The sequence below is a fragment of the Burkholderia sp. AU32262 genome (assembly GCF_020419985.1).
In the GTDB taxonomy this organism is placed as follows: domain Bacteria; phylum Pseudomonadota; class Gammaproteobacteria; order Burkholderiales; family Burkholderiaceae; genus Burkholderia; species Burkholderia semiarida.
On sequence record NZ_JAIZRS010000010.1, the window covers coordinates 1 to 21,906 of the forward strand.

Annotated in this window: 16 protein-coding genes and 1 pseudogene; 13 read left to right on the top strand and 4 right to left on the bottom strand. The window is 68.6% G+C overall.

What is annotated here, in order from left to right:
* Nucleotides 1–488 (top strand): peroxidase family protein (locus LGN10_RS13985; protein WP_319001232.1); only part of this gene is annotated, 488 nt, incomplete at its 5' end.
* Between the two features lie 83 nt (nt 489–571).
* On the opposite strand, the gene LGN10_RS13990 is transcribed toward LGN10_RS13985, so the two are convergent.
* A complete protein-coding gene (locus tag LGN10_RS13990) occupies nt 572–2,101 on the bottom strand; it encodes a catalase (RefSeq protein WP_226223964.1) in 1,530 nt (509 codons plus the stop codon).
* Nucleotides 2,102–2,389: 288 nt separating this feature from the next.
* Between LGN10_RS13990 and LGN10_RS13995 the strand changes: the two genes are divergently transcribed.
* The 9 genes from LGN10_RS13995 to LGN10_RS14035 all read left to right on the top strand — a co-directional run bounded on the left by LGN10_RS13995 (nt 2,390) and on the right by LGN10_RS14035 (nt 14,809).
* Complete coding sequence (locus tag LGN10_RS13995) at nt 2,390–4,045, top strand: APC family permease (RefSeq protein WP_226223965.1); 1,656 nt, start codon at nt 2,390–2,392, stop codon at nt 4,043–4,045.
* 485 nt (nt 4,046–4,530) lie between these two features.
* Nucleotides 4,531–5,919 (top strand): undecaprenyl-phosphate glucose phosphotransferase, encoded by a 1,389-nt coding sequence (locus LGN10_RS14000; protein WP_226223967.1) that lies wholly within the window; start codon nt 4,531–4,533, stop codon nt 5,917–5,919.
* Nucleotides 5,920–6,047: 128 nt separating this feature from the next.
* The gene (locus tag LGN10_RS14005) at nt 6,048–7,301 is read left to right on the top strand and encodes a polysaccharide biosynthesis/export family protein (RefSeq protein WP_226223969.1); all 1,254 of its coding nucleotides are present in this window, start codon (nt 6,048–6,050) and stop codon (nt 7,299–7,301) included.
* Entirely contained in the window at nt 7,298–7,804 is a 507-nt protein-coding gene (locus LGN10_RS14010; RefSeq protein WP_059645269.1) for a low molecular weight protein-tyrosine-phosphatase, read from the top strand. The genes LGN10_RS14005 and LGN10_RS14010 overlap by 4 nt, the downstream gene beginning before the upstream one ends.
* Nucleotides 7,801–10,083 (top strand): polysaccharide biosynthesis tyrosine autokinase, encoded by a 2,283-nt coding sequence (locus tag LGN10_RS14015; protein WP_226223984.1) that lies wholly within the window; start codon nt 7,801–7,803, stop codon nt 10,081–10,083. The genes LGN10_RS14010 and LGN10_RS14015 overlap by 4 nt, the downstream gene beginning before the upstream one ends.
* On the top strand, nt 10,080–11,297 hold the full coding sequence (locus LGN10_RS14020; protein WP_226223986.1) for a glycosyltransferase: 1,218 nt from the start codon (nt 10,080–10,082) through the stop codon (nt 11,295–11,297). Before LGN10_RS14015 ends, LGN10_RS14020 begins: the two co-directional genes overlap by 4 nt.
* Nucleotides 11,294–12,457: a polysaccharide pyruvyl transferase family protein gene (locus tag LGN10_RS14025; protein WP_226223988.1), complete on the top strand. Its 1,164-nt coding sequence runs from the start codon at nt 11,294–11,296 to the stop codon at nt 12,455–12,457. The genes LGN10_RS14020 and LGN10_RS14025 overlap by 4 nt, the downstream gene beginning before the upstream one ends.
* Complete coding sequence (locus LGN10_RS14030) at nt 12,454–13,737, top strand: polysaccharide biosynthesis protein (protein ID WP_226223990.1); 1,284 nt, start codon at nt 12,454–12,456, stop codon at nt 13,735–13,737. The genes LGN10_RS14025 and LGN10_RS14030 overlap by 4 nt, the downstream gene beginning before the upstream one ends.
* Complete coding sequence (locus tag LGN10_RS14035) at nt 13,727–14,809, top strand: hypothetical protein (protein ID WP_226223992.1); 1,083 nt, start codon at nt 13,727–13,729, stop codon at nt 14,807–14,809. Before LGN10_RS14030 ends, LGN10_RS14035 begins: the two co-directional genes overlap by 11 nt.
* On the opposite strand, the gene LGN10_RS14040 is transcribed toward LGN10_RS14035, so the two are convergent.
* The 3 genes and pseudogenes from LGN10_RS14040 to leuA all read right to left on the bottom strand — a co-directional run bounded on the left by LGN10_RS14040 (nt 14,792) and on the right by leuA (nt 18,590).
* Entirely contained in the window at nt 14,792–15,673 is an 882-nt protein-coding gene (locus tag LGN10_RS14040; protein WP_226223993.1) for a cellulase family glycosylhydrolase, read from the bottom strand. The genes LGN10_RS14035 and LGN10_RS14040 overlap by 18 nt on opposite strands.
* A 545-nt stretch (nt 15,674–16,218) precedes the next feature.
* Nucleotides 16,219–16,745, bottom strand: a pseudogene (locus LGN10_RS14045) (putative Na+/H+ antiporter); the annotation flags it as partial.
* A 135-nt stretch (nt 16,746–16,880) separates the two neighbouring features.
* On the bottom strand, nt 16,881–18,590 hold the full coding sequence (gene leuA, locus LGN10_RS14050) for a 2-isopropylmalate synthase (RefSeq protein ID WP_226224092.1): 1,710 nt from the start codon (nt 18,588–18,590) through the stop codon (nt 16,881–16,883).
* 959 nt (nt 18,591–19,549) lie between these two features.
* Between leuA and LGN10_RS14055 the strand changes: the two genes are divergently transcribed.
* The 3 genes from LGN10_RS14055 to LGN10_RS14065 all read left to right on the top strand — a co-directional run bounded on the left by LGN10_RS14055 (nt 19,550) and on the right by LGN10_RS14065 (nt 21,771).
* Nucleotides 19,550–19,939, top strand: a complete 390-nt coding sequence (locus LGN10_RS14055; RefSeq protein WP_059574709.1) for a fucose-binding lectin II — start codon at nt 19,550–19,552, stop codon at nt 19,937–19,939.
* A 113-nt stretch (nt 19,940–20,052) separates the two neighbouring features.
* The gene (locus LGN10_RS14060) at nt 20,053–20,874 is read left to right on the top strand and encodes a fucose-binding lectin II (protein WP_226223995.1); all 822 of its coding nucleotides are present in this window, start codon (nt 20,053–20,055) and stop codon (nt 20,872–20,874) included.
* A 162-nt stretch (nt 20,875–21,036) separates the two neighbouring features.
* Nucleotides 21,037–21,771, top strand: a complete 735-nt coding sequence (locus LGN10_RS14065; protein WP_099318190.1) for a fucose-binding lectin II — start codon at nt 21,037–21,039, stop codon at nt 21,769–21,771.
* The last annotated feature ends 135 nt before the right edge of the window (nt 21,772–21,906 follow it).

Consider the following 21,906-nt stretch of genomic DNA (forward strand, 5'->3'; position numbering starts at 1 on the left):
ACGTCGACGCGATGGCGGTGCTCGAGCCGGTGGCGGACGGGTTCCGCAACTACCTGAAGCACGCGTACAAGACGCCGGCCGAGGCGCTGCTGGTCGACAAGGCGCAGCTGCTGACGTTGACGGCGCCGGAGATGACCGTGCTGGTCGGCGGCCTGCGCGTGCTCGGCGCGAACGTCGGCGACTCGAAGCACGGCGTGTTCACCGATCGTCCGGGCACGCTGACGAACGATTTCTTCGCGAACCTGCTCGACATGGGTACGGAGTGGAAGCCGGTGTCGGGCGCGAACGACGTGTTCGAGGGGCGCGACCGTGCGACGGGCGCGGTCAAGTGGACGGGCACGCGCGTCGACCTGATCTTCGGCTCGCACTCGCAGTTGCGCGCGCTGGCCGAGGTGTACGGCAGCACGGATGCGAAGGAGAAGTTCGTGCGCGACTTCGTCGCCGCCTGGAACAAGGTGATGAACCTCGACCGCTTCGATCTCGCGTGACCGACGGCTTCACGCCGCTCGCGTAGCAAACGAAAACGGCCAGTCTCGCGACTGGCCGTTTTCGTCATGGGTTCAACCTTGCGTCAGTCCGCCAGCCGCGCAGCCAGCGCCTCGACGCGCTGCGGATCCGCATTGACCGCCAGCGCGATCCTGCGGCCGTACTCCGGATCGGCCTTCTGGAAATACGACAGCATCGTGTACTTGACGTTCTCGTCCTTCACCTGCCCGAGATCGCCCGCGAGATTCGCGATCAGATCCTTGCGCGCGTTCTCCGGCAGCGATCGATAGAACGCACCGGCCTGCGCGAAGTTCCGCGTCCGCGCGATCGGCGCCTGCTGCGTCGTGCCGGTCAGCGGCAGCCGGCTGTACTTGTACCGCGCATCCGCCGACAGATCCTTCGCCGCGCTCGGCTCGTAGTTCACGGTGCCCTTGGTCATGCCACCGTTCATCGCGCCGTCCTGGTTGTGGTTGGCCACGTCGGCGCGCGGGCGATTCACCGGCAATTGCAGCCCGTTCACGCCTACCCGATGCAACTGCGTATCCGCATACGCGAACAGGCGGCCTTGCAGCAGCCGGTCTTCCGACGGCTCGATGCCCGGCACCAGATTCGACGGCGCCATCGCGGCCTGCTCCGTTTCCTGGAAGATGTTCGCCGGATTGCGGTCGAGCGTCATCGTGCCGATCTTGATCTCCGGAACGTCGGGCCAGATCTTCGTGGCGTCGAGCGGATCGAAATCGAAGCGCGCGAGCTGCTCGGGCTTCAGCACCTGGACATACAGATCCCATTTCGGGAAGTTGCCGGCGGCAATGGCCGCCTGCAAATCACGCGTCATGTGATTGAAGTCCTTGCCCTGAATGCGCTCGGCTTCCTTCGCGTCGAGATTGTGCTCGCCCTGCAAGCTCTTCCAGTGGAATTTCACGTAGTGCACGTCGCCGCGCGCGTTGACGAACTTGTACGCGTGCACGCTGTTGCCGTCCATCTCGCGATAGCTTCTCGGCGTGCCGTAGTCCGAATAAAGGCGCGTGAGCATGTGCGTCGCTTCGGGTTGATGCGAGAAGAAATCGAAGAAGCGGTTCGGATCCTGGATGTTCGTGTCCGGCGCCGGCTTCAGCGAATGAACCATGTCCGGGAACTTGATCGCGTCGCGGATGAAGAACACCGGCAGGTTGTTACCCACCAGATCCCAGTTGCCTTCCGACGTATAGAACTTCGTCGCGAAGCCGCGCGGGTCGCGCAGCGTCTCCGGCGACGTGCCGCCGTGGATCACGCTCGAGAACCGGACGAACACCGGCGTGTCGGTGCCCGGCGCGAACACCTTCGCCTGCGTGTAGTCGGAAATGTCGCGGGTCGCGATGAAGTGTCCGTATGCGCCGGTGCCGCGCGCGTGCACGACGCGCTCCGGAATGCGCTCACGGTCGAAACGCTGCAGTTTCTGGATCAGGTTGACGTCCTGCAGCACGACGGGGCCACCGGGGCCGGCCGTCTGCGAGTTCTGGTTGTCGCCGACGGGCGCGCCGTTGTCGCGTGTCAGTGTCGATGCGCTCGCGTCGAAGGTCAGGACGGTCGCGCATACCAGCAAAGCGGTACGCCATGCGGCTTGCGTGTTGTACATCTGTCGACTCCATGTTTGAAATGGGGCCTCACTGTAACTCGCATGTAAGCCGGCCGTGAATTGACTTATTCATATCGGCTCGATTGGCGATCGCTATCGTCGTGGTTCGCGGCGGCACGATCGGCGAGTGAAAAAATATGCGCCGGCTCGGACCGGTCCGAGCACCGGCCGATTTTCAGACTGGGCCGATTCATTTCACGCAGCCGCGCATTCGACAATGCCTGCACCCTGCCCGATCCGCTTGCCGGTCCCGCCGGCCGGGAACTCGACCACTCAGGAGCAAGCACCATGAACGATGCAGGATCGCCCATCCGCCATGCCGCCGACGTCGCGGCCGATACGCCGCACGATGCCGGCGGCCACACGCTGCAACGCGGCCTCAGCTGGAAGGACGCGTTCTGGGTCACGAGCGGCGTGCCGGCCGGCGTGCTGTTCACGATCGGCGGCGTGTCCGCGACGATCGGCCACCCGGCGTGGGCCGTGTGGATCGCCGCGATCACGATGGGGCTGATTCAAAGCGCGACCTACTCGGAGATTTCCAGCCTGTTTCCGCATAAATCGGGCGGTGCGTCGGTGTACGGCGCGATCGGCTGGGTCCGTTACAGCAAGCTGATTGCCCCGGTGTCCGTGTGGTGCAACTGGCTCGCGTGGTCGCCGATGCTCGCGCTCGGCTGCGGCCTCGCGGCGAGCTATGCGCTCACGAGTCTCTTTCCCGCCAATGCGGCGGTGCTGCACTGGCAGCTCAAGGTTGCGGATCTCGGGTTCATCAAGCCCGGTCTGTCTTTGCGAATCAACGCGACGTTCATCATCGCGACGATTCTGCTTCTCATCACGTTCAAGCTTCAGCATAGCGGTGCGTCGAAGGCCGCGCGTACGCAGCGCATTCTCGGCATCGCGTCGCTCACGCCGCTCTTGATCGTCGGCATCGTGCCGTTCGTCACCGGCGACGTGCCGATGTCGAACCTGCTCCCGCTGCTGCCGCTCGGTCACGACGCGCAGGGCAACCTCACGGCCGCGACCTTCGGCGCGTGGAACGGGCAGGGTGTGACGATGGCGCTCGGCGCGATGTTCATGGCCGGCTGGGCGTCGTACGGTTTCGAGACGGCCGTCTGCTACACGCGCGAATTCCGCGATCCGCGGCGCGATACCGCGAAGGCGATCTTCTGGTCGGGCGCGCTGTGTCTCGTCGTGATGACGCTCGTGCCGATGGCGTTCCAGGGCGCGCTCGGCACGCAGGCGATGCTCGATCCGTCGATTCGCGACGGTACCGGCGTCGCGGCCGCGATGGCGAAGATCGTCGGCGGCGGCGCGTGGGTTGCGAATGCGGTCGTCGTGATGCTGATGCTGTCGATCCTGCTGATCGTGATGACGTCGATGATGGGTTCGTCGCGCACGCTGTACCAGGCGTCGGTCGACGGCTGGCTGCCGAAGTACCTGTCGCACGTGAACGAGCACGGCTCGCCCACGCGCGCGATGTGGACCGACCTCGGCTTCAACCTCGTGTTGCTGATGATGTCGGACTACATGACGGTGCTGTCGATCTCGAACGTCTGCTACATGCTGTTCGTATTCCTGAATCTTCAGTCGGGCTGGATCCACCGGATGGATCGCGGCAACTGGGATCGGCCGTTCCGCTGCCCGACGTGGCTGCTCGTCGCGGGCTCGATCTGCGGGTATGCGAACCTCGTTTATGCGGGCGCGGGCGCCGATCTGCAAGGCGAAGGCACGCTGCGCAACGGGTTGATCGCGATGTTGCTGATCGTGCCGGTGTTCCTGTATAGCCATTACTGGCAGGACCGCGGCCGCTTCCCCGCACAAATGCAGCGCGACATGGAGCTCGAGGTGCCGACGCGCAGCATGTGGCTGAATCTCACGCCTTACGCGGCGCTGATCGGCGCGGTGCTAGCGGTCGCCGGTTCCCATTACTTCGCGTGGGGCCGTTGAGCATTCGTTGCCGGCTTCCGGCCGGCGGCGATACGCGCGGCCTGCCGGGCCGGCCTTCGCCGGGACAAGACCCGGGAGCGGGCGTTCGATGGTGGCCGGTGGGCGCGGCCACATCACGATTCACATGCTGATCGTGCTGCATGCTCCAAAACGCTGCCAGATGCGAGCATCGAGCGCCCGCCCCCGGGTCCACACGCGCGGACGATACCGATCTCCGCACGATGCTGTTTCATCGCGACGGCACGACATGGCGAACCGGCCGCACAGAACAGGACCAGTCCGACCGGCAAGCGCTGCCGATCTTCCCGTTGCCTGATGGTCCCGCGCATTCCACGTCAATAGAATGAATCGAACGAATCCGATTCGGACCGCGAATCATTCGTCCGATCTCGAATAACTTGACGTGAACCACCCGAGGCGCCTCCACACGCGTATCTCCATGCGGGCCGCATGGGCAAAGCCGGCATGTCGTGAGGCGACGTGAAATGCTGAAAAAACTGCTCCGAAACCGCGCGCTCGCCGTACTCGTCGCCGACATCGCGATGATCGTCACGATCGCGGTCGTGATGCTGGACGAAACGACCATGTCGCTCGCGGCGCTGCGAACGGAAACCGTACTCGTCGCGACGAGCGTGCTGTGCGCGACCTTCCTCCTGGGCCTGATCGACCGCGACCTGAGCGACAACGGCGTGCGCATCGCGCGTTATCTGCTTCGCGCGCTCGCGCTATGGCTGATCGCCCAGGGCAGCGTGTTCGTCATGATGATCGCGATGGCCGCGGTCAATGTCGCGTCGTTCGCATGGTTCGTTCGCTGGACGCTGGGTGTCGCGGTGTCGCTGATCGCGTTTCGCATCGCGCTGTTCGTGTGGCGGTGCCGCCGCGTGCGCGCACCCAAGCGTTATCGCGCGATCGCGCTCGCGGGGACCGACGAGCGCATCGCGCAACTGACGTCCGCGGTGGAACGCATGGCTTCGCCGTACCGGTTCGTCGCGGTCTATCGGGTTTCGCCGGACGCCGGGGCGAGCGTCGGCGAGCTTCCGGTGCACCGCGACCTCGCGACGTTTGCGAGACACGCGCGGCAGCTTCGCGCGAGCGAGATCTGGATCGCGTTGCCGCTGAGCGAAGAGCGCGCGATCGTCGACGTGATCGAGGAATTCCGTCACGACTTCGTCGATCTGCGGCTGCTGCCCGACGTGAGCCAGCTCGCGCCGTTCGGCAGTCAGGCCGACGAAGTGCTCGGCCAGCCGGCCATCTCGCTCGCCGTGTCGCCGCTGACGCCGCGCGCGCGGATGCTGAAGGCGGCATTCGACCGGACCTTCGCCGCGGTCGCGCTGATCGCGCTGATGCCGCTGCTGCTCGTCATCGGCGTCGCGGTGAAGCTGTCGTCGCCGGGGCCCGTGTTCTTTACGCAGAAGCGGCGCGGCGCCGACGGCGAAACCTTCGACATCTACAAGTTCCGCACGATGAAGCTGCACGTCGAGCGGGATGGCACGGTCGTGCAGGCGATGCGCAACGATCCGCGCGTCACGGCCGTCGGCGCGCTGTTGCGACGCACGAGCCTCGACGAGCTGCCGCAGTTCATCAACGTGCTGCTCGGCGACATGTCGGTGGTCGGCCCGCGCCCGCACGCGGTCGAGCACGACGCGCAGTACCGCACGATCGTCGACGGCTACATCCATCGCTACCGGATCAAGCCCGGCATCACCGGATGGGCGCAGGTCAACGGGCTGCGCGGCGCGACCGAACGCGTCGAAAGCATGCAGTCGCGCATCGAGCATGACCTGTACTACCTGCGCAACTGGTCGTTCGCGCTCGATCTGCGCATCATCGGCGCGACCGTGCTGAAAGGGATCGTGCATCCCAACGCCTACTGAGCGGCCGGCTGCGTTCGCGTGACCGGCGAACGCGGCGCGCACTCACCCGAACCCCGCTCGCGCCCGGCTACCCCGGGCCGGGCGCGCGCGGCCGCCGCACCCCGGCGCCGCCATCAAGGAATGATCAGATGAAGACCTCGAACGTTTCGACCGCGGCCCGCGCACGCCGGCGTGCGGTACACGCGATACGCACGGCCTCGCTTGCAGCGCTGGCCGGCCTCGCGCTGTCCGCGTGCGCGCTCGCGCCCGGCATGCGAATGGGCGATCACCCGTTCGTCCAGGAACTGCGCGCGACGCGCGCGCCCGATGCGGCGCCGGGCATCGCGCGCGCGGACGCACCGGCGCATCCGGCGGACGACGGCGCACCCGCACGCGCGGACGCGTCGCCGGCGCGCCTGCCCGTGCCCATCGTGCAGATCGACCCGCAGTTGATCCAGCGCCAGCGCGCCGAGAAGGCGGCCGCGACGGCCGCGCTGTCGGCGCTCGACGCCCCCGCCGCTTCGCGCTATCGGATCGGCCCCGGCGACGTGCTGCAGATCACCGTCTGGGACCACCCGGAGCTGGCCGCCGCGCAGCCCGGCTCGCCGCAGACGCCGCCGCGCGCGGCCGATCCGGTTGCCGGGTTCGTCGTCGACGATCGCGGCAATCTGACGTTTCCGTATGCCGGCAAGCTGAAAGTCGCGGGCCTGAGCGCCGCCGATGCACAGGCGCGCGTGACGCAGGCGCTCTCGCGCGTCTATCGCGACCCGCAGGTGACGCTGCGCGTCGCGTCGTACCGTTCGCAGCAGGTCTATATCGACGGCGAAGTGCATGCGCCGGGCGCGCAGGCGGTCAACGACGTGCCGATGACGCTCGCCGACGCGCTCGCCCGCGCCGGCGGCTTCACGCCGGCGGCCGACCAGAGCGACGTGACGCTCGTTCGCGACGGTGTGCCGGTGCGCATCGACGTCGCAAAGATGATTCGCGAGCACCGCAATCCGGCCGACATCGTGCTGCGCGGCGGCGATCTGCTGAAGATCGCCGCGCGCGACGACAACGGCGTGTACGTGATGGGCGAAGTCAACCGCCCGCTGCGCGCGCTCCCGAAGCGCAACGGCCGCCTCACGCTCGGCGACGCGCTGCTGCAGGCCGGCAGCATCAACTCGAACACGGCGGATGCCGCGCAGATGTTCGTGATCCGCGGCGATGCGCGCGGCGCGCCGACCGTATTCCATCTCGATGCGCGCTCGCCGGTCGCGATGGTGCTCGCGAACGAATTCGAGCTGGAACCGAACGACACCGTCTACGTCGACGGCAACGGCCTCGTGCGCTTCAGCCGCGTGCTCGCGCTGCTGTTGCCGAGCGTCAACACGGGCGCCGCCACCGCGCTGGCAACCAAATGAGCGCGCGTCCGTCCCTGCTCGTCGTGTGCGAAGGCAATCTGTGCCGCAGCCCGATCGCCGCCGCGCTGCTGGCGGCACGGCTGCCGCACGCGACGGTCCGCTCCGCCGGCCTCGCGCCGCGCACCGGCCATCCGGCCGATCCGCTCGCCCGCGCCGTCGCGCGCGAGCTCGGTCTCGATCTCGACGCGCACGTAGCCGGCCCCGTCACGGCCGACCTGTGCCGGTACGCGGACCTGATCCTCGTGATGGACCGCGCGCAGCAGCGCGATGTCGAAGCGCGCCACCTGTTCACACGCGGCCGCGTGTTTCGCCTCGGCGAGCACGCGATCGCGCCCGGCGGCACGCGCGCCGGCTTCGACGTTCCCGATCCCTATCGCGGCACGCGCGCCGACTTCGTGCGCTGCGCATCGCTGATCGCCGCCGCCGTCGACGGCTGGCGCCCGCTCATCCTCGCGCGCTGGCCCGACCGGCCGGCCGCCCCTTCCCCGTCGACCTCATCATGACCGCATCGCCCTCCCGCGAACCCGCTGCCGAAAGCGAGTTCGATCTCGTTCACGCGCTCGACGTGCTCGGCGGCGCACGCTGGACCATCGCCGCCCTGACCGCCGCCGGGCTCGGCGTCGGCGCGCTGTACGCCTTCCTCGCGCCGCCGATCTATCAGGCCGACCTGATGATCCAGACCGACGACGGCGGCGACAGCGCGGCGAAGAACCTGCTCGGCGACGCCGCGTCGTTCTTCAACGTCAACGCGCCGGCCTCGGCCGAAGCGCAGATTCTGTCGTCCCGGCTCGTCGTGACGCGCGCCGTGGACGATCTGCACAGCTACATCGTCGCGAAACCGAAGCGCTTTCCGCTGATCGGCGATTTCGTGTCGCGCCTGAACGACGGCGTCGTGCAGCCGGGCCTGCTCGGCATCGGCGGCTATGCATGGGGCCAGGAACGCGCGAACGTCACGCGCTTCGACGTGCCAAGGCGCGCGCAAGGCGACACGTTCAGCCTCACGCGCATCGATGCGCGGCGCTACCGGCTGTCCGGCCCGGACCTGCCCGACGATGCGATCGGCCACATCGGCCGCGCGGAAACCTTTGCGACGCGCTACGGCCCGCTGTCGATCGAGGTCGCCGGCTTCGACGCACTGCCCGGCACGCGCTTTCGCCTGATCCGCAACGGCCGCGCCGACACGATCGACGCGCTGCGCACCGCGCTCGACGTGCAGGAAAAGATCAAGCAGTCGGGCGTGCTCGTCGCGACGCTGCGCGGCGACGATCCGGCCGCGCTGGGCGCCACGCTCAACGCGCTCGCGCAACGCTACGTCGAACAGAACGTCGAGCGCCGCTCCGCGGAGGCCGCGCACTCGCTGGCGTTCCTCCGTGACCAGTTGCCGACCGTCAAGCGGCAGCTCGAGGAGGCCGAGCAACGCTATGCGACGCTGCGCAGCAGCGGGCATTCGATCGACCTCGCCGAGGAAGGCAAGCTTGCGCTGCAGCAGGGCGCGGACCTGCAGACCCGCGTGCTCGAGCTGCAGCAGAAACGCGACGAGCTGTCGCGGCGGTTCCTGCCGTCGCATCCCGACATGGCCGCGCTCGACGCACAGCTCGCGACGCTGCGGCATCGGCAGGCCGCGCTCGACACGGATCTCGCGCGGCTGCCGCAGCGGCAGCGCGACGAAGTCCGCGCGCAACTCGACGTGAAGGTCGGCACCGATCTCTACACGGCGCTGCTGAACAACATCCAGCAGCTCGAACTGGTCAAGGCCGGCAAGACCGGCAACGTGCGCGTCGTCGATACGGCCGTCGCGCCGGACGATCCCGTGCGGCCGAACCGTCCGGTCGCGATCGGCGTGGGCGCGCTCGTCGGGCTCGCGCTCGGGATGCTGATCGCGTTCGCCCGCGACTTCCTCTATGGCGGCCTGCGCAGCGTCGACGAGATCGAGCGCCACGCCGGGCTGCCGGTGCTGGCGGTCGTGCCGTCCGCCGCCGGCCAGCGCGCGATGATACGCGCGATCGAGCGTCAGGACGCGGGCCCGCACCTGCTCGCGCTCGCCGAGCCGTACGAGCCGGCGATCGAAAGCCTGCGCAGCCTGCAGACCGCGCTGCATTTCTCGCTTGCACAGGACGCGCGCCCGGTCGTGCTGATCACGGGGCCGGCGCCGGGCGCCGGCAAGTCGTTCGTCGCGGCGAATTTCGCAGCGGTGCAGGCGGCCGACGGCAAGCGGGTGCTGCTGATCGACGGCGATCTGCGCAAGGGGCGCCTGCATCAGTATTTCGGTGTCGCGCGCGACAACGGCTTTGCCGATGCGCTCGCGGCACATGCGGCGCACGACGGCATCGTGCATCGCGGGGTCGAACCGAATCTGGACTTCATCGCGACGGGCGCGTTGCCGCACGCGCCGGCCGCGCTGCTGCAGCGCGCGAGCGTCGGCGCGCTGATCGGGCAATGGCGCGCGCAGTACGACATGGTCGTGATCGACGCGCCGCCGGTGCTTGCCGCCGCCGACGCCAGCTGGCTCGGCAAGCACGCCAGCGCGATCCTGCTGGTCGCGCGCGCGGGCCAGACCAAGGCCGGCGAACTCGCCGAAGCCGCGAAGCGCGTCGCGGGCCACGGCGGCGCGGCGCCCCGCGTCGTGCTGAACGGCATCGACGCGCGCGGCGGGCGCTGCGCGTACGGCACGAAATACGGCGGCTACCGCTACACCGAATACCGCTATGCGAACGAGCCCGAGGACGCGTCCGCGCGCGGCTGGCGCGCGGCGCTGCGCCGCCTGACCGGGAGAGCGGCATGACGGTCGCCGATCTGGCCACGCCCGCCTCCCGACACGGGGCCGCCCATGCGCCCACGCGCGCACCCGAGCGCGCCGGGCCGCCGTTGCGCATCGCGATGGTGGTCGAGGCGGCCGGCGGTGGCGTCGCCGTGCATCTCGTCGACCTGATTGCCGGCCTCCACGCGCGCGCGAACGTCGAGATCCATCTGATCGCGCCGCGCGGCGCGCGTTTCGACGAAGCCATCCTCGCCGACACGCCCCTGCGTTGCGCGTCGTTTCATCGGCTGCCGTTCCGCCGTTCGGTCGGCCTGCACGACGTCGGCGCTGCACGCGCGCTCGCCCGGCTGCTGCACGAGATCGGGCCGGATGTGGTCCACAGCCACAGTTCCAAAGCCGGCGCGCTCGCGCGCCTGTGCGGCGGGCCGTGGAAACAGATCTACACGCCGCACGCCGTGTATACGCTGAACCCGACGCTGTCGGCCGTGAAGCGCCGCGTCTACGGCGGCATCGAGCGCTGGCTCGGCAATCGCCGCTCCGACGCGGTGATCGCCGTCTCCGGCGACGAAGCCGACCACCTGCACGCCCTCGGCATCGCGCGCGACCGGATCCGCACGATCCCGAACGGCGTGACGCCGCCCGCGCTGCTGCCGCGCGAAGCCGCGCGCGCCGCGCTCGGCGTGCCGGACGACGCGTTCGTCATCGGCTTCGTCGGCCGCTTCGATGCGCAGAAGGGCGTCGACCGGCTGGTGCGCATCGCGCGCACGCTCGCCGCGCGCGACGACGGCCGGCTGCACATCGTCGCGATCGGCTCCGGCGACTTCAACCGCGCCGCGGGGGCCGAGGCCGACGACCTGCCGCTGAACCTGCACGTCGCGGGGCGTATCGACAACGCGCGGCGCTACTTCTCCGCGTTCGACGTGTTCGCGCTGCCGAGTCGCTACGAAGGGTTCCCGTACGTATGCATCGAGGCCGTCGCCGCGCGGGTGCCGATCGTCGCGACCCGCGTCGCGGGCGCGGCCGAACTCGTCGACGGCCACCAGGTCGGCCTGAGCGTCGCCAACGACGACGACCCGCGCGAATTCGCCGCCGCGCTCGCGCATCTCGCCGGCTCTCCGGCACGGCTCGCGAGCATGCGCGAGCAGTGCGCGCTCGCCGCCCGTCATTACTCGGCGGACACGATGGTCGAGCGCACGCTCGCCGTCTACCGCGAACGCCTCGAGGAGGCCCCCCGATGAGCGCCCCCGTTCATGTCGCGCTGCTGCACGCATACAGCACGCGCAATTCCGGCGACGGCCTGCTCGTCGACCTGTCGATCGGCCTGCTGCGTGACGCGTTCGGCCCGCACGTGCGGGTCACCGTGGTCGCCGCCGATCCGGCATCGTTTGCGCATCTGCCCGACGTTCATCCGGCTCCGGTGCTCGCGGCGCGCGGCGCGGCCCGCGTCGTGCAGGCAGGCGCGGCGCCGCTGCCGGTCGCGCTCAATCCTTCGCTCGGCGCGCTCGGCCACCTGCTGGACGGCGTCGACCTGATCGTCGGCGTGGGCGGCGGCTACCTGCGCGCGCGCACCGCGATCGAGGCGCTGAAGCTCGAAGCCGGCCACCTGCTGCAGATGCGGCTCGCGCGCGCCGCGCGCAAGCCGACCGTCTACCTGCCGCAAAGCATCGGGCCCGCCGCGAACCGGCCGTGGCTCGCCGCGCATCTGCGGACGATGCTCGAATCGTTCGACGACGTGTTCGTGCGCGACGACCGGTCGGTCGCCTTCCTCGCCGGCAACGCGAACACGCGCCGCGCGCCGGACCTGGCGGTACTCGAGTTCGCGCGCCGCCACGCCGGCGTCGCCCCGCGTCGCCCGGCGGCGGACACGCGGCCCGCGCATATCGCGATCGTGCTGCGCAAGCCGCCAGCGTGGAGCGACGCGCCGCGCGCGCGCTATCACGCATCGACCATCGCGCTGATCGCGCTGCTGCGTCCCGCGTGCCGATTGACGTTCGCGGTTCAGAGCACCGGCCGCGGCAACGACGACAGCGCGTACTACCGCACGCTCGGCATCGACGCGCCGAGTTCACTCAAGCATGTCCTCGCGCACGACACCCCCGACGCCGTCGTATCGGTGCGCCTGCACGGCGCGCTCGAATCGATCCTGCACGGCGTGCCGGCATACCACCTGAGCTACGAACGCAAGGGTTTCGGCGCATACGCCGATCTCGGCGTGGCCGACTGGGTCGCGAACGCGGCGGACTTCGACGCGGCGGCCGTCGCGCGAACGCTGCTCGCCCCCGGCGCGCTCGCGCGCTTTCGCGACGCGACGCACGGCGGACTGACGCGCCTGCAGTCGGCGCGCGACGCCCTCGTCGCGTCGCTGCGCGACGCCGTGTCCCGGCCGGCCGCGCGATGACGGCGCTCGGCTCCCGGCTCGCGCTGCGCATCGCCGCGCTCGCGATGAAGTTCGCGTTGACGCTCGCGGTCGCGCGCACGCTCGGCTTCGATGCCGTCGCCGCCTACGGCTTCGCCGTCGCCGTGTCGGTCGTCGCGTCGAAAGTGCTCGGGCTCGGCTTCAGCACCGAGCTGAACCGGCGGCTTTCAGGCGATGCGCCGGCGGATGCGATCCGCACCGCGACGCGCGTGTTCGCGCGCTACGGCGTCGTATATGCGGCGCTCTGCGCACCGCTCGCGGTGCCCGGCTGGGCGGCTCGCGTGCTGCACGTCGCGGCGCTGCCCGACCTGCCGCTCGTGCTCGTTGCATGGATCGCATGCGCCGAACACGCGGCGCTCGAAATCAATACCTATCTGTTTTCGCTGCATCGCGCCCGCGTCGCGTCGTGGCTGCTGTTCGTGCGGACCGGCGCGTGGGCCGGCGTCGCGATCGCGGCGCTCGCGGCCGGTGCGATCGGGTCGGTCGACGCGCTGTTCGTGCTGTGGCTGACGGCCGATGTCGCGGTGGTCGCCATCGGCTGGGCGGTCATCTCGCGCATCGCGCGCGCCCAGCCCGCGTCGCGCACCGCGGCCCGCCCGCCCGCGGGCAGCCTGGCGGCCGTGTGGCGCGACGGACTGCCGTTCTTCGTCGCATTGCTGCTGATGTCGGTCCTGCAATATCTGGAGCGCTTCGTCGCGGCCGGCGCGTTGCCGGCCGCCGAACTGGGCCGGTACGTGTTCGTCTGGTCGATCGCGAATGCGATCCAGACCGTCGCGGCGGCGACCGTCGTCGTGGTCGCCGCGCCGCGCTTCGTGAGCGCGCTCGGCGCGGCGCGCGCCGCGTTCCGACGCGAACTCGCCCGCTCGATCGGCGCATCGTTCGCGTTGACGGCCGCCGCCGCCGTCGCGATCGCCGCGCTGCACGGGCCGGTTTTCCAGCTCGCGCACCAGCGCGCCGGGACACTGCAGACGGCCGGCCTCGCGATCCTGTCGACGTCGTTCGTGCTGCGCGCGCTCGCCGACGTGCTGTGGGCGGCGGCCGTCGCGCTGCGCGCGGGCCGGCCGGTCGCGCTCGCGATGGTGGCGCTGACGCTCGCCTGCCTGCCGGTGTCGATCGCGCTGGTTCGCGGCCTCGGCGCGCTCGGCGCGGCGTACGCCCATCTCGCCGCGAGCGTCGCGATGACGGCCGCGCTCGCGTGCATCGTCGCGTCGCGCCGTGCCCGCACGGCCGGCGCGTTACCGGGAGCCGCCGATGCTTCGTAAGCTGATGGCAAGCGGGCCGCTACTGAGCCGCCGGCTCGTCGATGCGATCGCCGCGTGCGTCGCGCTGCTCTATCTCGCGGTCTATGCGAACGCACGGGCGCTGCTGCCCGAGTTCATCTTCCGCGATGCCGACAAGATCGATACGCAGATCAGCGGCGGCGCGACCTACGACGGCACGTCGTTCGATGCGGTCGGTCGCTTCTATCGCACGCTCGGCGGCGCGGGCACCAGCGTTTTCGTCGCCGCGCTCGGCGTGCTGTTCATCTGGCTCGCGCTGCGGCAAACGCGTCGCGCCGGCTCGCTGTTCGCCAACCTCGTGCTGATCGCACCCTGCCTGTTCTTCAACCTGTTCGTCGCCAGCAAGGACACGCTCGTCGTGCTGATCGCGGTGCTGGTCGCGCTCGCCGCGCGCCGGTTCGGCACGGTGCGCACGCTGGCTATCGCCGTCGTGCTGTATGCCGGCTACGCGGCGCTCATCCGCAGCTATTTCGCGCTGATCGTGCTGTGCGCGGGCAGCGCGTGGGCGTTCCGCCGCGCGCCGTTGCCGCTGAAGATCGTCGCGCTGCTGCTGGCCGGCGCGGCATTCGTCGCGCTGCCCGATTCGGTCTACACGCTGCTTCAGCACCCACGCGACGTGGCGGTCGACTACCTCGTGTACGAATCGCCGTTCGGCGCGCGCACGAGCTTCTACAATCCGTATCCGCCCGATTCGTTCCTGCATTTCGCCGGCAACTACGCGTACTCGGTCGCGCGGCTCAACCTGCCGATCCTGTTCTCGTTCGACGTGAAAGGCATCGCGATGCAGGGCTTCATCGCGCTCGTGCTCGCATCCGCGTGGCCGCGCGTCGCGCCGCCGGCCGACACGCGCGCCGCGTCGCTGCGCGGCGGCGACACGCTCGCGTGTCTGGTACTCGCGCACGTCGCGGTGTCGATGTTGTTCGAACCCGATCTGGGCAGCTACACACGGCATCTGTCGAGCGTCGCGCTGTTCGCCGCCGTGCTGTGGCCGTTGCGCACGGCTCGCGCGGCGGCCCCGTCCGCGCCGCCGGCCGCGTCAGTCGGGCCCGCGTAGCGCGCCCCGGCGATCGCGCAGCGCCCGCGCCACCGCGTCGAGCGCCGGCTTGGGCGTCCCGTCCGCGCGGACGAGGCCGTAGTTCCGCTGCGCGGCATCCGGCCCGTTCGGCGTGTCGGCCCATTCGTAGATCGAGATCAGCGGCGTCATCGATTCATTCGATGCGGCGAGCAACGTCGTCAGGCGTTTCACCTGGCGCGCGTCGCCGCCGGGGCCGACCGACGTCGCGCCGTCCTCGGTGATCGCGACCGGCAGCCCATAGCGCGCCTGCACGTCGCGCGCGGCCGCGCGAATCCGCGCCGGCGCCATGCCGTACGCGTGGTACGAAATCGCGTCGACGCATCCGGCCAGCGATGGCGCCAGCGGCTTCAGCAGCCGATCCGGCACCGAGCCGGCGAACGGCGCGCGCGAGAATGCGAAGCCGATCACCGGCACATGTGGGCGGCGCTCGCGCAAACGCACGCAGGCGGCCTGCATGAAAGGCGCGAACGTCGAATCGACCTCGCCGGTGGGCCAGTATTTGTCGAGATCGGGCTCGTTCCACAGCTCGATGGCCAGCAGTTGCGCGCGGTATCGGTCGGCAAGCCGCGTCACCGTGTCCGCCAGCGTCGCGCCCGCTTCGGCGAGCGCAGCCATGCGCCGTTCGGCCGGCACATCGCGCGGCGCGAGCGGTTCGAGCGTGCGGATGGTCAGCAGCACCGGCAATTGCGCGTCGTGCGCCGCCGCGATCGCGGCATCGACTGCGCGGCGATACGCGGGCCGATCCAGCCGGTCGGTCCAGACGCCGATCCGCACGAAATCGAAGCCGGTGACGCGGATGCGCCGGGCGTCGTCCGCGCTGAACGACGGCAGTTTGACCTGCACGCCCACGAGCGGCGCGCCGTCGCGCGACGGCGCCGGCCAATGCGCGCGCGCCGGCGCACGCGCATCCGGCCGCCAGCGCGAGCGCGGCGATCAACGGATAGCGAAAGACGACATGCATGGATGTCCTGCGATGAAGCGCGACGTGCCGATGCACGAACACGCGGAAGCGGAAAAAAGGCGCGTCGCGGCGGCGTCGGCTCGGTACGGATGGTGTCGTTGATCAAGCGTCCTTCTCGCGAAGAAACGGCCGCACGGCGGCGGCCATACGCGTCGAACGCGCACGCGCGAATGCCCGGTGCTCGCATCTGGCAGCGTGATTTTCCGAACGGCAGCCGACATGAAACCGGCTTGCGGCCGCGCCCACCGGCCGCCATGGGACACTCGCGCCTGCACACTCGTCGTGCCGGTGAAAAAAGGGGCCACCCGTGACAGGCGGCCCAACCCAAATCACCCACCGGCGGCCCACTCGCCGCCGACGAATTCATTATTGCGTAACGGCCCGACGACGTGAATCAGCCAGGTCCTATTTCACGCGATGCCGTCGCTCAGAGCAGCAACAGCGCACCCGTCGCGACCAGCGTCGGCCCGATCGCCGCGGCGAGCAGGCCGGCCACGCTGACCGATTCGTCCGCGAAGCCGCGTCGCACGATCGCGAGCCCGGCGGGATTCGGCGCGTTGGCGATCACCGTCAGGCCGCCGCCCGCGACGGCGCCCGACACCAGCATGTATTTCGCGCCGTCGGGCATGCCGGCGATCAGCGAGCCGAGATAGGTGATCGCCGCGTTGTCCATCACGGCGGTCAGGCCGAGCGCGCCGGCATAGAGCGCGTACGCGTCCATCGATGCGACGATCGGCTGCAGCCACCACTGCTGCAGGCCGCCGAGCACGACGAGCCCGCCGAGGAAGAACGCCACGAGCAGGCTCTCGCGCAGCATCAGCGGCGACTGATGGCGCTCGTACGCGGCCGTGAAGCCGAGAAAGAACAGCAGCAGACCGATGAACACGGCCGGATGATGCGCGCCGAGCACGACGCCGACAGAAAACCGACGTGAACGAGCGTCACGGCCGCCGGCGCGCCGGCCAGCGCACCGTACGCCATCGGCAGGGCCTCGCGCCTCACGCATCACGCGCCGATTCACGAGCCCGGGCGCACGCTCGTGCACGCCGGAAATCGCCCCGCCCGGCTGCACGTCCGCCCCTGCCGCGGTTACGCCACGGCCCTCACCGCGCGCTCCGCGTCGAAGAAGGTTGCCCGCGCAACCTCATCCGCACGCGCATACGCGCGGTTCACGCCGCTGATCACCGCACGGATCGACGCGGTCGTCAGGTTCGCGTCCACGCCGACGCCGAACGCGCTGCCGCGCACGCCCGTGCCGGCCAGCTCGGCGATCGCGATCGCCTTCGCATCGGCGCCCTGCGACAGCGCGCGTTCCTCGTAATGCTGGATCCGCAGCGGCGTGCGCAGCGCATGCATCAGCGCGTCGAGCGGGCCGTTGCCCTCGCCGCGCAGCACACGGCGCTCGCCGTGCACATCCGCGGTCAGTACGATCGTCTCGCGGCCGTCGCGCTCGGTCAGCTCATGGCCGACATAGCGCAGCGGTGTGGCGCTTTCGACGTATTCCTGCTGGAACAGCGACCAAATCTGCGCGCTCGTCACCTCGTGCCCGCTGTCGTCGGTCAGGCGCTGCACGGCCGCGCTGAAATCGACCTGCATGCGGCGCGGCAGCGCGACCCCGTAACCCTGTTCGAGCAGATACGCGATACCGCCCTTGCCCGACTGGCTGTTCACGCGAATGATCGAATCGTACGTGCGGCCGAGGTCGCTCGGATCGATCGGCAGGTACGGCATTTCCCATACGGCGTCGGCGCGCTGTACCGCGAAGCCCTTCTTGATCGCGTCCTGGTGCGAACCGGAGAACGCGGTGAACACGAGATCGCCGACGTACGGATGGCGCGGGTGGATCGGCAACTGCGTACATTCCTCGGCCGTGCGCGCGACGTCGTTGATCCGCGAGAAATCGAGGCCCGGATCGACGCCCTGCGTGTACAGGTTCAGCGCGAGCGTCACGAGATCGACGTTGCCCGTGCGTTCGCCGTTGCCGAACAGGCAGCCCTCGATCCGGTCGGCGCCCGCCATCACCGCGAGCTCGGCCGCCGCGACCGCGGTGCCGCGGTCGTTGTGCGGATGCACGGACAGGATCAGCGAATCGCGGCGCGCGAGATTCCGGTGCATCCATTCGATCTGGTCCGCATAGTAATTCGGTGTCCCGATTTCCACCGTGGCCGGCAGGTTCACGATCGACTTGCGCTCGGGCGTCGGCTGCCATACGTCGAACACCGCATCGCAGACATCCTTCGCGAAATCGAGTTCGGTCGCCGTAAACGTTTCCGGGCTGTACTGCAGCGTGAATTGCGTGTCGGTCGCCGCGTCGGCGCACCGCTTGATCGTGCGCGCCGCGTTCACCGCGAGCTGCTTCACGCCGTCGCGGTCGAGGCCGAACACGATCTTGCGGAATTCCGGCGCGGTCGCGTTGTACAGATGGACGATAGCGCGCTTCGCGCCGCGCAGCGATGCGAAGGTGCGCTCGATCAGATCGTCGCGCGCCTGCGTGAGCACTTCGATCGTCACGTCGTCGGGAATGTGGCCGCCTTCGATCAGTTCGCGAACGAAGTTGAAATCGGTTTCCGACGCCGACGGGAACGCGACCTCGATCTCCTTGAAGCCGATCGCCACCAGCGTCTTGAACATCCGCATCTTGCGCGCGCCGTCCATCGGCTCGAACAGCGCCTGGTTGCCGTCGCGCAGGTCGGTGCTCATCCAGATCGGCGCCTGCGTGATCGTGCGCGACGGCCACGTGCGGTCGGGCAGGTTGACGGGCGTGAACGGTCGGTATTTCGTCGCGGGGTTCTTCAGCATCATGATGTCGGTCCTCGGTCTGTTCGTCGGTAAAGCGCGGCGCGGCGGCCATCGGCGTCAGGCGCCGGCTGCGCGCGCAGCGGTGAAAACGGCAGGAAAAGCGGTAACAAAGCGGCACAACGGCAAAGCGGTACGGCAAACGACGGCCTTGACGGTTGAGCGACCGGGACGAAGCGGAGAGACGACGAAGGAAAGACGAACTCAAGCGCCGGTCGACAACCGGGGCCAGGTCGGTGATGCGGGGAAAATCTGGCGCTTCAGGAAAGAAGCAGATGGAAAGCGCGCAGCCGCAGACCCAGCCCGGAGAAGCGGGCTAGTAGTCGTAGCGGGAAGAGGAACTGGGCGGCGTGCATGACCGGCATCAAATCACAGGGCGGCCACGGCTGTCAACCGGGCGCGCTTTCATCCCGCTCCGTTCCGCGATACGACGCGTTGGCGCAGAATCAGTCCAGTCCGATAGGCGGCGGCATCCTCCGTCGCTATGCTTCACGGGTGCGGCACCGGTGAAGTCCTATTCATGTTCGGAGTGAGTCGGTCCATCCTCTTCGCCAGTCGCCGCACACTCCTCCCTTGCAATCGCGCTTCGGTGTGGGCGTTCGACGGTGGCCGGTGGGCGCGGCCACGACAGAGATACCGATGTTGAAACGAAACGCTGCCATATGCGAACGCCGAGCGTCTGCTCCGAAGCGCGATTGCTTCCCCCGCCGCCTCCCCGCTCGCGCATCGTTCACGAAAACGATATACGCATCGATATAGTTTCCCGAATATATCGAAATCGCGCTCATTAAAAACATTTCACTCAATCGATTAGCCTGCCTTTTCGATTTCCTGAACAATAACCATTCTCGTTCGAATATTTTTTTATTTATTTTTCGTCATGCTCTGTACGTCGCGTTTCAAACGGCAAACGTTTGCGCGACAAGGTTCAGGCCTTATCCAATACTTATCAGGAGGCAAGCATGGCCGATTCTCAAACGTCATCCAACCGCGCCGGCGAGTTTTCGATTCCACCGAATACCGATTTCCGCGCGATTTTCTTCGCGAATGCCGCCGAGCAACAGCACATCAAGCTGTTTATCGGCGACAGCAAGGAACCCGCCGCGTATCACAAGCTGACGACGCGCGACGGCCCGCGTGAAGCCACGCTGAATTCGGGCAACGGCAAGATCCGTTTCGAAGTGTCGGTGAACGGCAAGCCGTCGGCCACCGACGCGCGCCTCGCGCCGATCACCGGCAAGAAGTCGGACGGCTCGCCGTTCACGGTCAACTTCGGCATCGTCGTATCGGAAGACGGCCACGACAGCGACTACAACGACGGCATCGTCGTGCTCCAGTGGCCGATCGGCTGACCTGACGCACGATCGACGGCCGTCCCCGCCGGTGGCCTCCATGGCGGCCGGCGGGTTGCGCCGCGTTCAGCGGGCCCCGCCTGATCCAGACCCCCTCATCACCGGAGACTTTCATGCCGCTCCTTTCGGCTTCGATCGTCAGCGCACCCGTCGCGACATCGGAGACTTACGTCGACATCCCGGGCCTCTACATCGACATCGCGAAGGCCGGGATTCGCGACGGGAAACTGCAGGTCATCCTCAACGTGCCGACGCCTTACGCGACCGGCAACAACTTCCCCGGCATCTATTTCGCGATCGCGACGAACAAGGGCACCGTCGCGGACGGCTGCTTCACCTATTCGTCGAAGGTGCCGGAGGCAACCGGCCGCATGCCGTTCACGCTCGTCGCGACGATCGACGTCGGCAGCGGCGTCACGTTCGTGAAGGGCCAGTGGAAGAGCGTGCGCGGCAGCGCGATGCACATCGATTCGTACGCGAGCCTTTCCGCGATCGGGGAGACAGCCGCTCCCCCGTCGTCGCAAGGCGGCGGCAACCAGAGCGCCGAAGCCGGGGGCACGGGGGCCGGCACCGTCGGCGGCGGCGGCGAGCGCGACGGCACGTTCAACCTGCCGCCGAACATCAAGTTCGGCGTCACCGCGCTCACCAACGCGGCGAACGACCAGACGATCGACATCTACATCGACGACAACCCGAAACCCGCCGCGACGTTCAAGGGCGCCGGCGTCCAGGACCAGAACCTCGGCACGAAGGTGCTCGATTCCGGCAACGGGCGCGTGCGCGTGATCGTGATGGCGAACGGCAGGCCGTCGCGGCTCGGCTCGCGACAGGTCGACATTTTCAAGAAGTCGTACTTCGGGATCGTCGGATCGGAAGACGGCGCCGACGACGATTACAACGACGGCATCGTGTTCCTGAACTGGCCGCTGGGTTGATCGGCGGCCGTCACGAACGATCGCGATGGCGACGGGCACGACCACGCATCGCGCATCGTTCGGGCAGTCATTTGCAGTCCCATGCTTTGCTCCGCGCGCGGCCCGGTGAAATCCGTTCACCGGGCCGCGCGATGCGAGACCTTCCATCGAGACGAGGACGACATGTCACAACCCTTTACCCACGACGACCTGTACGCACTGCTGCAACTCGCGGGCAACGACGCCACCGCCGTGCAGGCCAACGGCGATCAGGCCGTGCTCGACCGGATGCGCCAGTTCATGACCGCGCAGCTCGTCGAGAAACTGCCGCAATACGACGTGTTCGTCGATATCGCGACGATCCCGTACAGCTTCGACGTCGGCAGTTGGCAGAACAAGGTGAAAACCGATGCGGCAGGCCAGGTCGTCGCGTGCACGGTGACGTGGGCCGGCGCGCCGGGCGTGCTGCCCGGCGCCGCGGCGAAGTTCGGCGTCGGCGCGGTGGTCAATTACTTCTCGAAGGCGACGCCGCAACCCGTTCAGCCTGCGCCCGTGCCGACCGGCGGCGGCGAACGCGACGGCGTCTTCAACCTGCCGCCGAACATCGCGTTCGGCGTGACCGCGCTGGTCAATTCGTCGTCCCCGCAGACGATCGAGGTCTTCGTCGACGACAACCCGAAACCGGCCGCGACGTTCCAGGGCGCCGGCACGCAGGACGCGAACCTGAACACGCAGATCGTGAACTCGGGCAAGGGGAAAGTGCGGGTGGTCGTGACGGCGAACGGCAAACCGTCGAAGATCGGCTCGCGTCAGGTCGACATCTTCAAGAAGACCTACTTCGGGCTGGTCGGATCGGAAGATGGCGGCGACGGCGACTACAACGACGGCATCGCGATCCTGAACTGGCCGCTGGGCTGAGTCGCGTCAGCCCGACGAGCGTCGCCACGCCGCCCGGCGTGGCGATGGGAAACGTTCCAGGGACGGGCCTGCCCCGTCCCGGTTCTTGAAGTTGTTGGTTATCAGCAGAGCCGTTTCGCGAAACCGTGCCGCCTT

Excerpts from the sequence above, each read along its gene's own strand:
- LGN10_RS14010 (WP_059645269.1), top strand. The coding sequence starts at position 7,298 with ATGAGCGCGCGTCCGTCCCTGCTCGTCGTGTGCGAAGGCAATCTGTGC.
- LGN10_RS14030 (WP_226223990.1), top strand. The coding sequence starts at position 12,454 with ATGACGGCGCTCGGCTCCCGGCTCGCGCTGCGCATCGCCGCGCTCGCG.
- LGN10_RS14065 (WP_099318190.1), top strand. The coding sequence starts at position 21,037 with ATGTCACAACCCTTTACCCACGACGACCTGTACGCACTGCTGCAACTC.
- leuA (WP_226224092.1), bottom strand. The coding sequence starts at position 18,590 with ATGCTGAAGAACCCCGCGACGAAATACCGACCGTTCACGCCCGTCAAC.
- LGN10_RS14035 (WP_226223992.1), top strand. The coding sequence starts at position 13,727 with ATGCTTCGTAAGCTGATGGCAAGCGGGCCGCTACTGAGCCGCCGGCTC.
- LGN10_RS14015 (WP_226223984.1), top strand. The coding sequence starts at position 7,801 with ATGACCGCATCGCCCTCCCGCGAACCCGCTGCCGAAAGCGAGTTCGAT.
- LGN10_RS14025 (WP_226223988.1), top strand. The coding sequence starts at position 11,294 with ATGAGCGCCCCCGTTCATGTCGCGCTGCTGCACGCATACAGCACGCGC.
- LGN10_RS14060 (WP_226223995.1), top strand. The coding sequence starts at position 20,053 with ATGCCGCTCCTTTCGGCTTCGATCGTCAGCGCACCCGTCGCGACATCG.
- LGN10_RS14005 (WP_226223969.1), top strand. The coding sequence starts at position 6,048 with ATGAAGACCTCGAACGTTTCGACCGCGGCCCGCGCACGCCGGCGTGCG.
- LGN10_RS14055 (WP_059574709.1), top strand. The coding sequence starts at position 19,550 with ATGGCCGATTCTCAAACGTCATCCAACCGCGCCGGCGAGTTTTCGATT.
- LGN10_RS14000 (WP_226223967.1), top strand. The coding sequence starts at position 4,531 with ATGCTGAAAAAACTGCTCCGAAACCGCGCGCTCGCCGTACTCGTCGCC.
- LGN10_RS14020 (WP_226223986.1), top strand. The coding sequence starts at position 10,080 with ATGACGGTCGCCGATCTGGCCACGCCCGCCTCCCGACACGGGGCCGCC.
- LGN10_RS13990 (WP_226223964.1), bottom strand. The coding sequence starts at position 2,101 with ATGTACAACACGCAAGCCGCATGGCGTACCGCTTTGCTGGTATGCGCG.
- LGN10_RS13995 (WP_226223965.1), top strand. The coding sequence starts at position 2,390 with ATGAACGATGCAGGATCGCCCATCCGCCATGCCGCCGACGTCGCGGCC.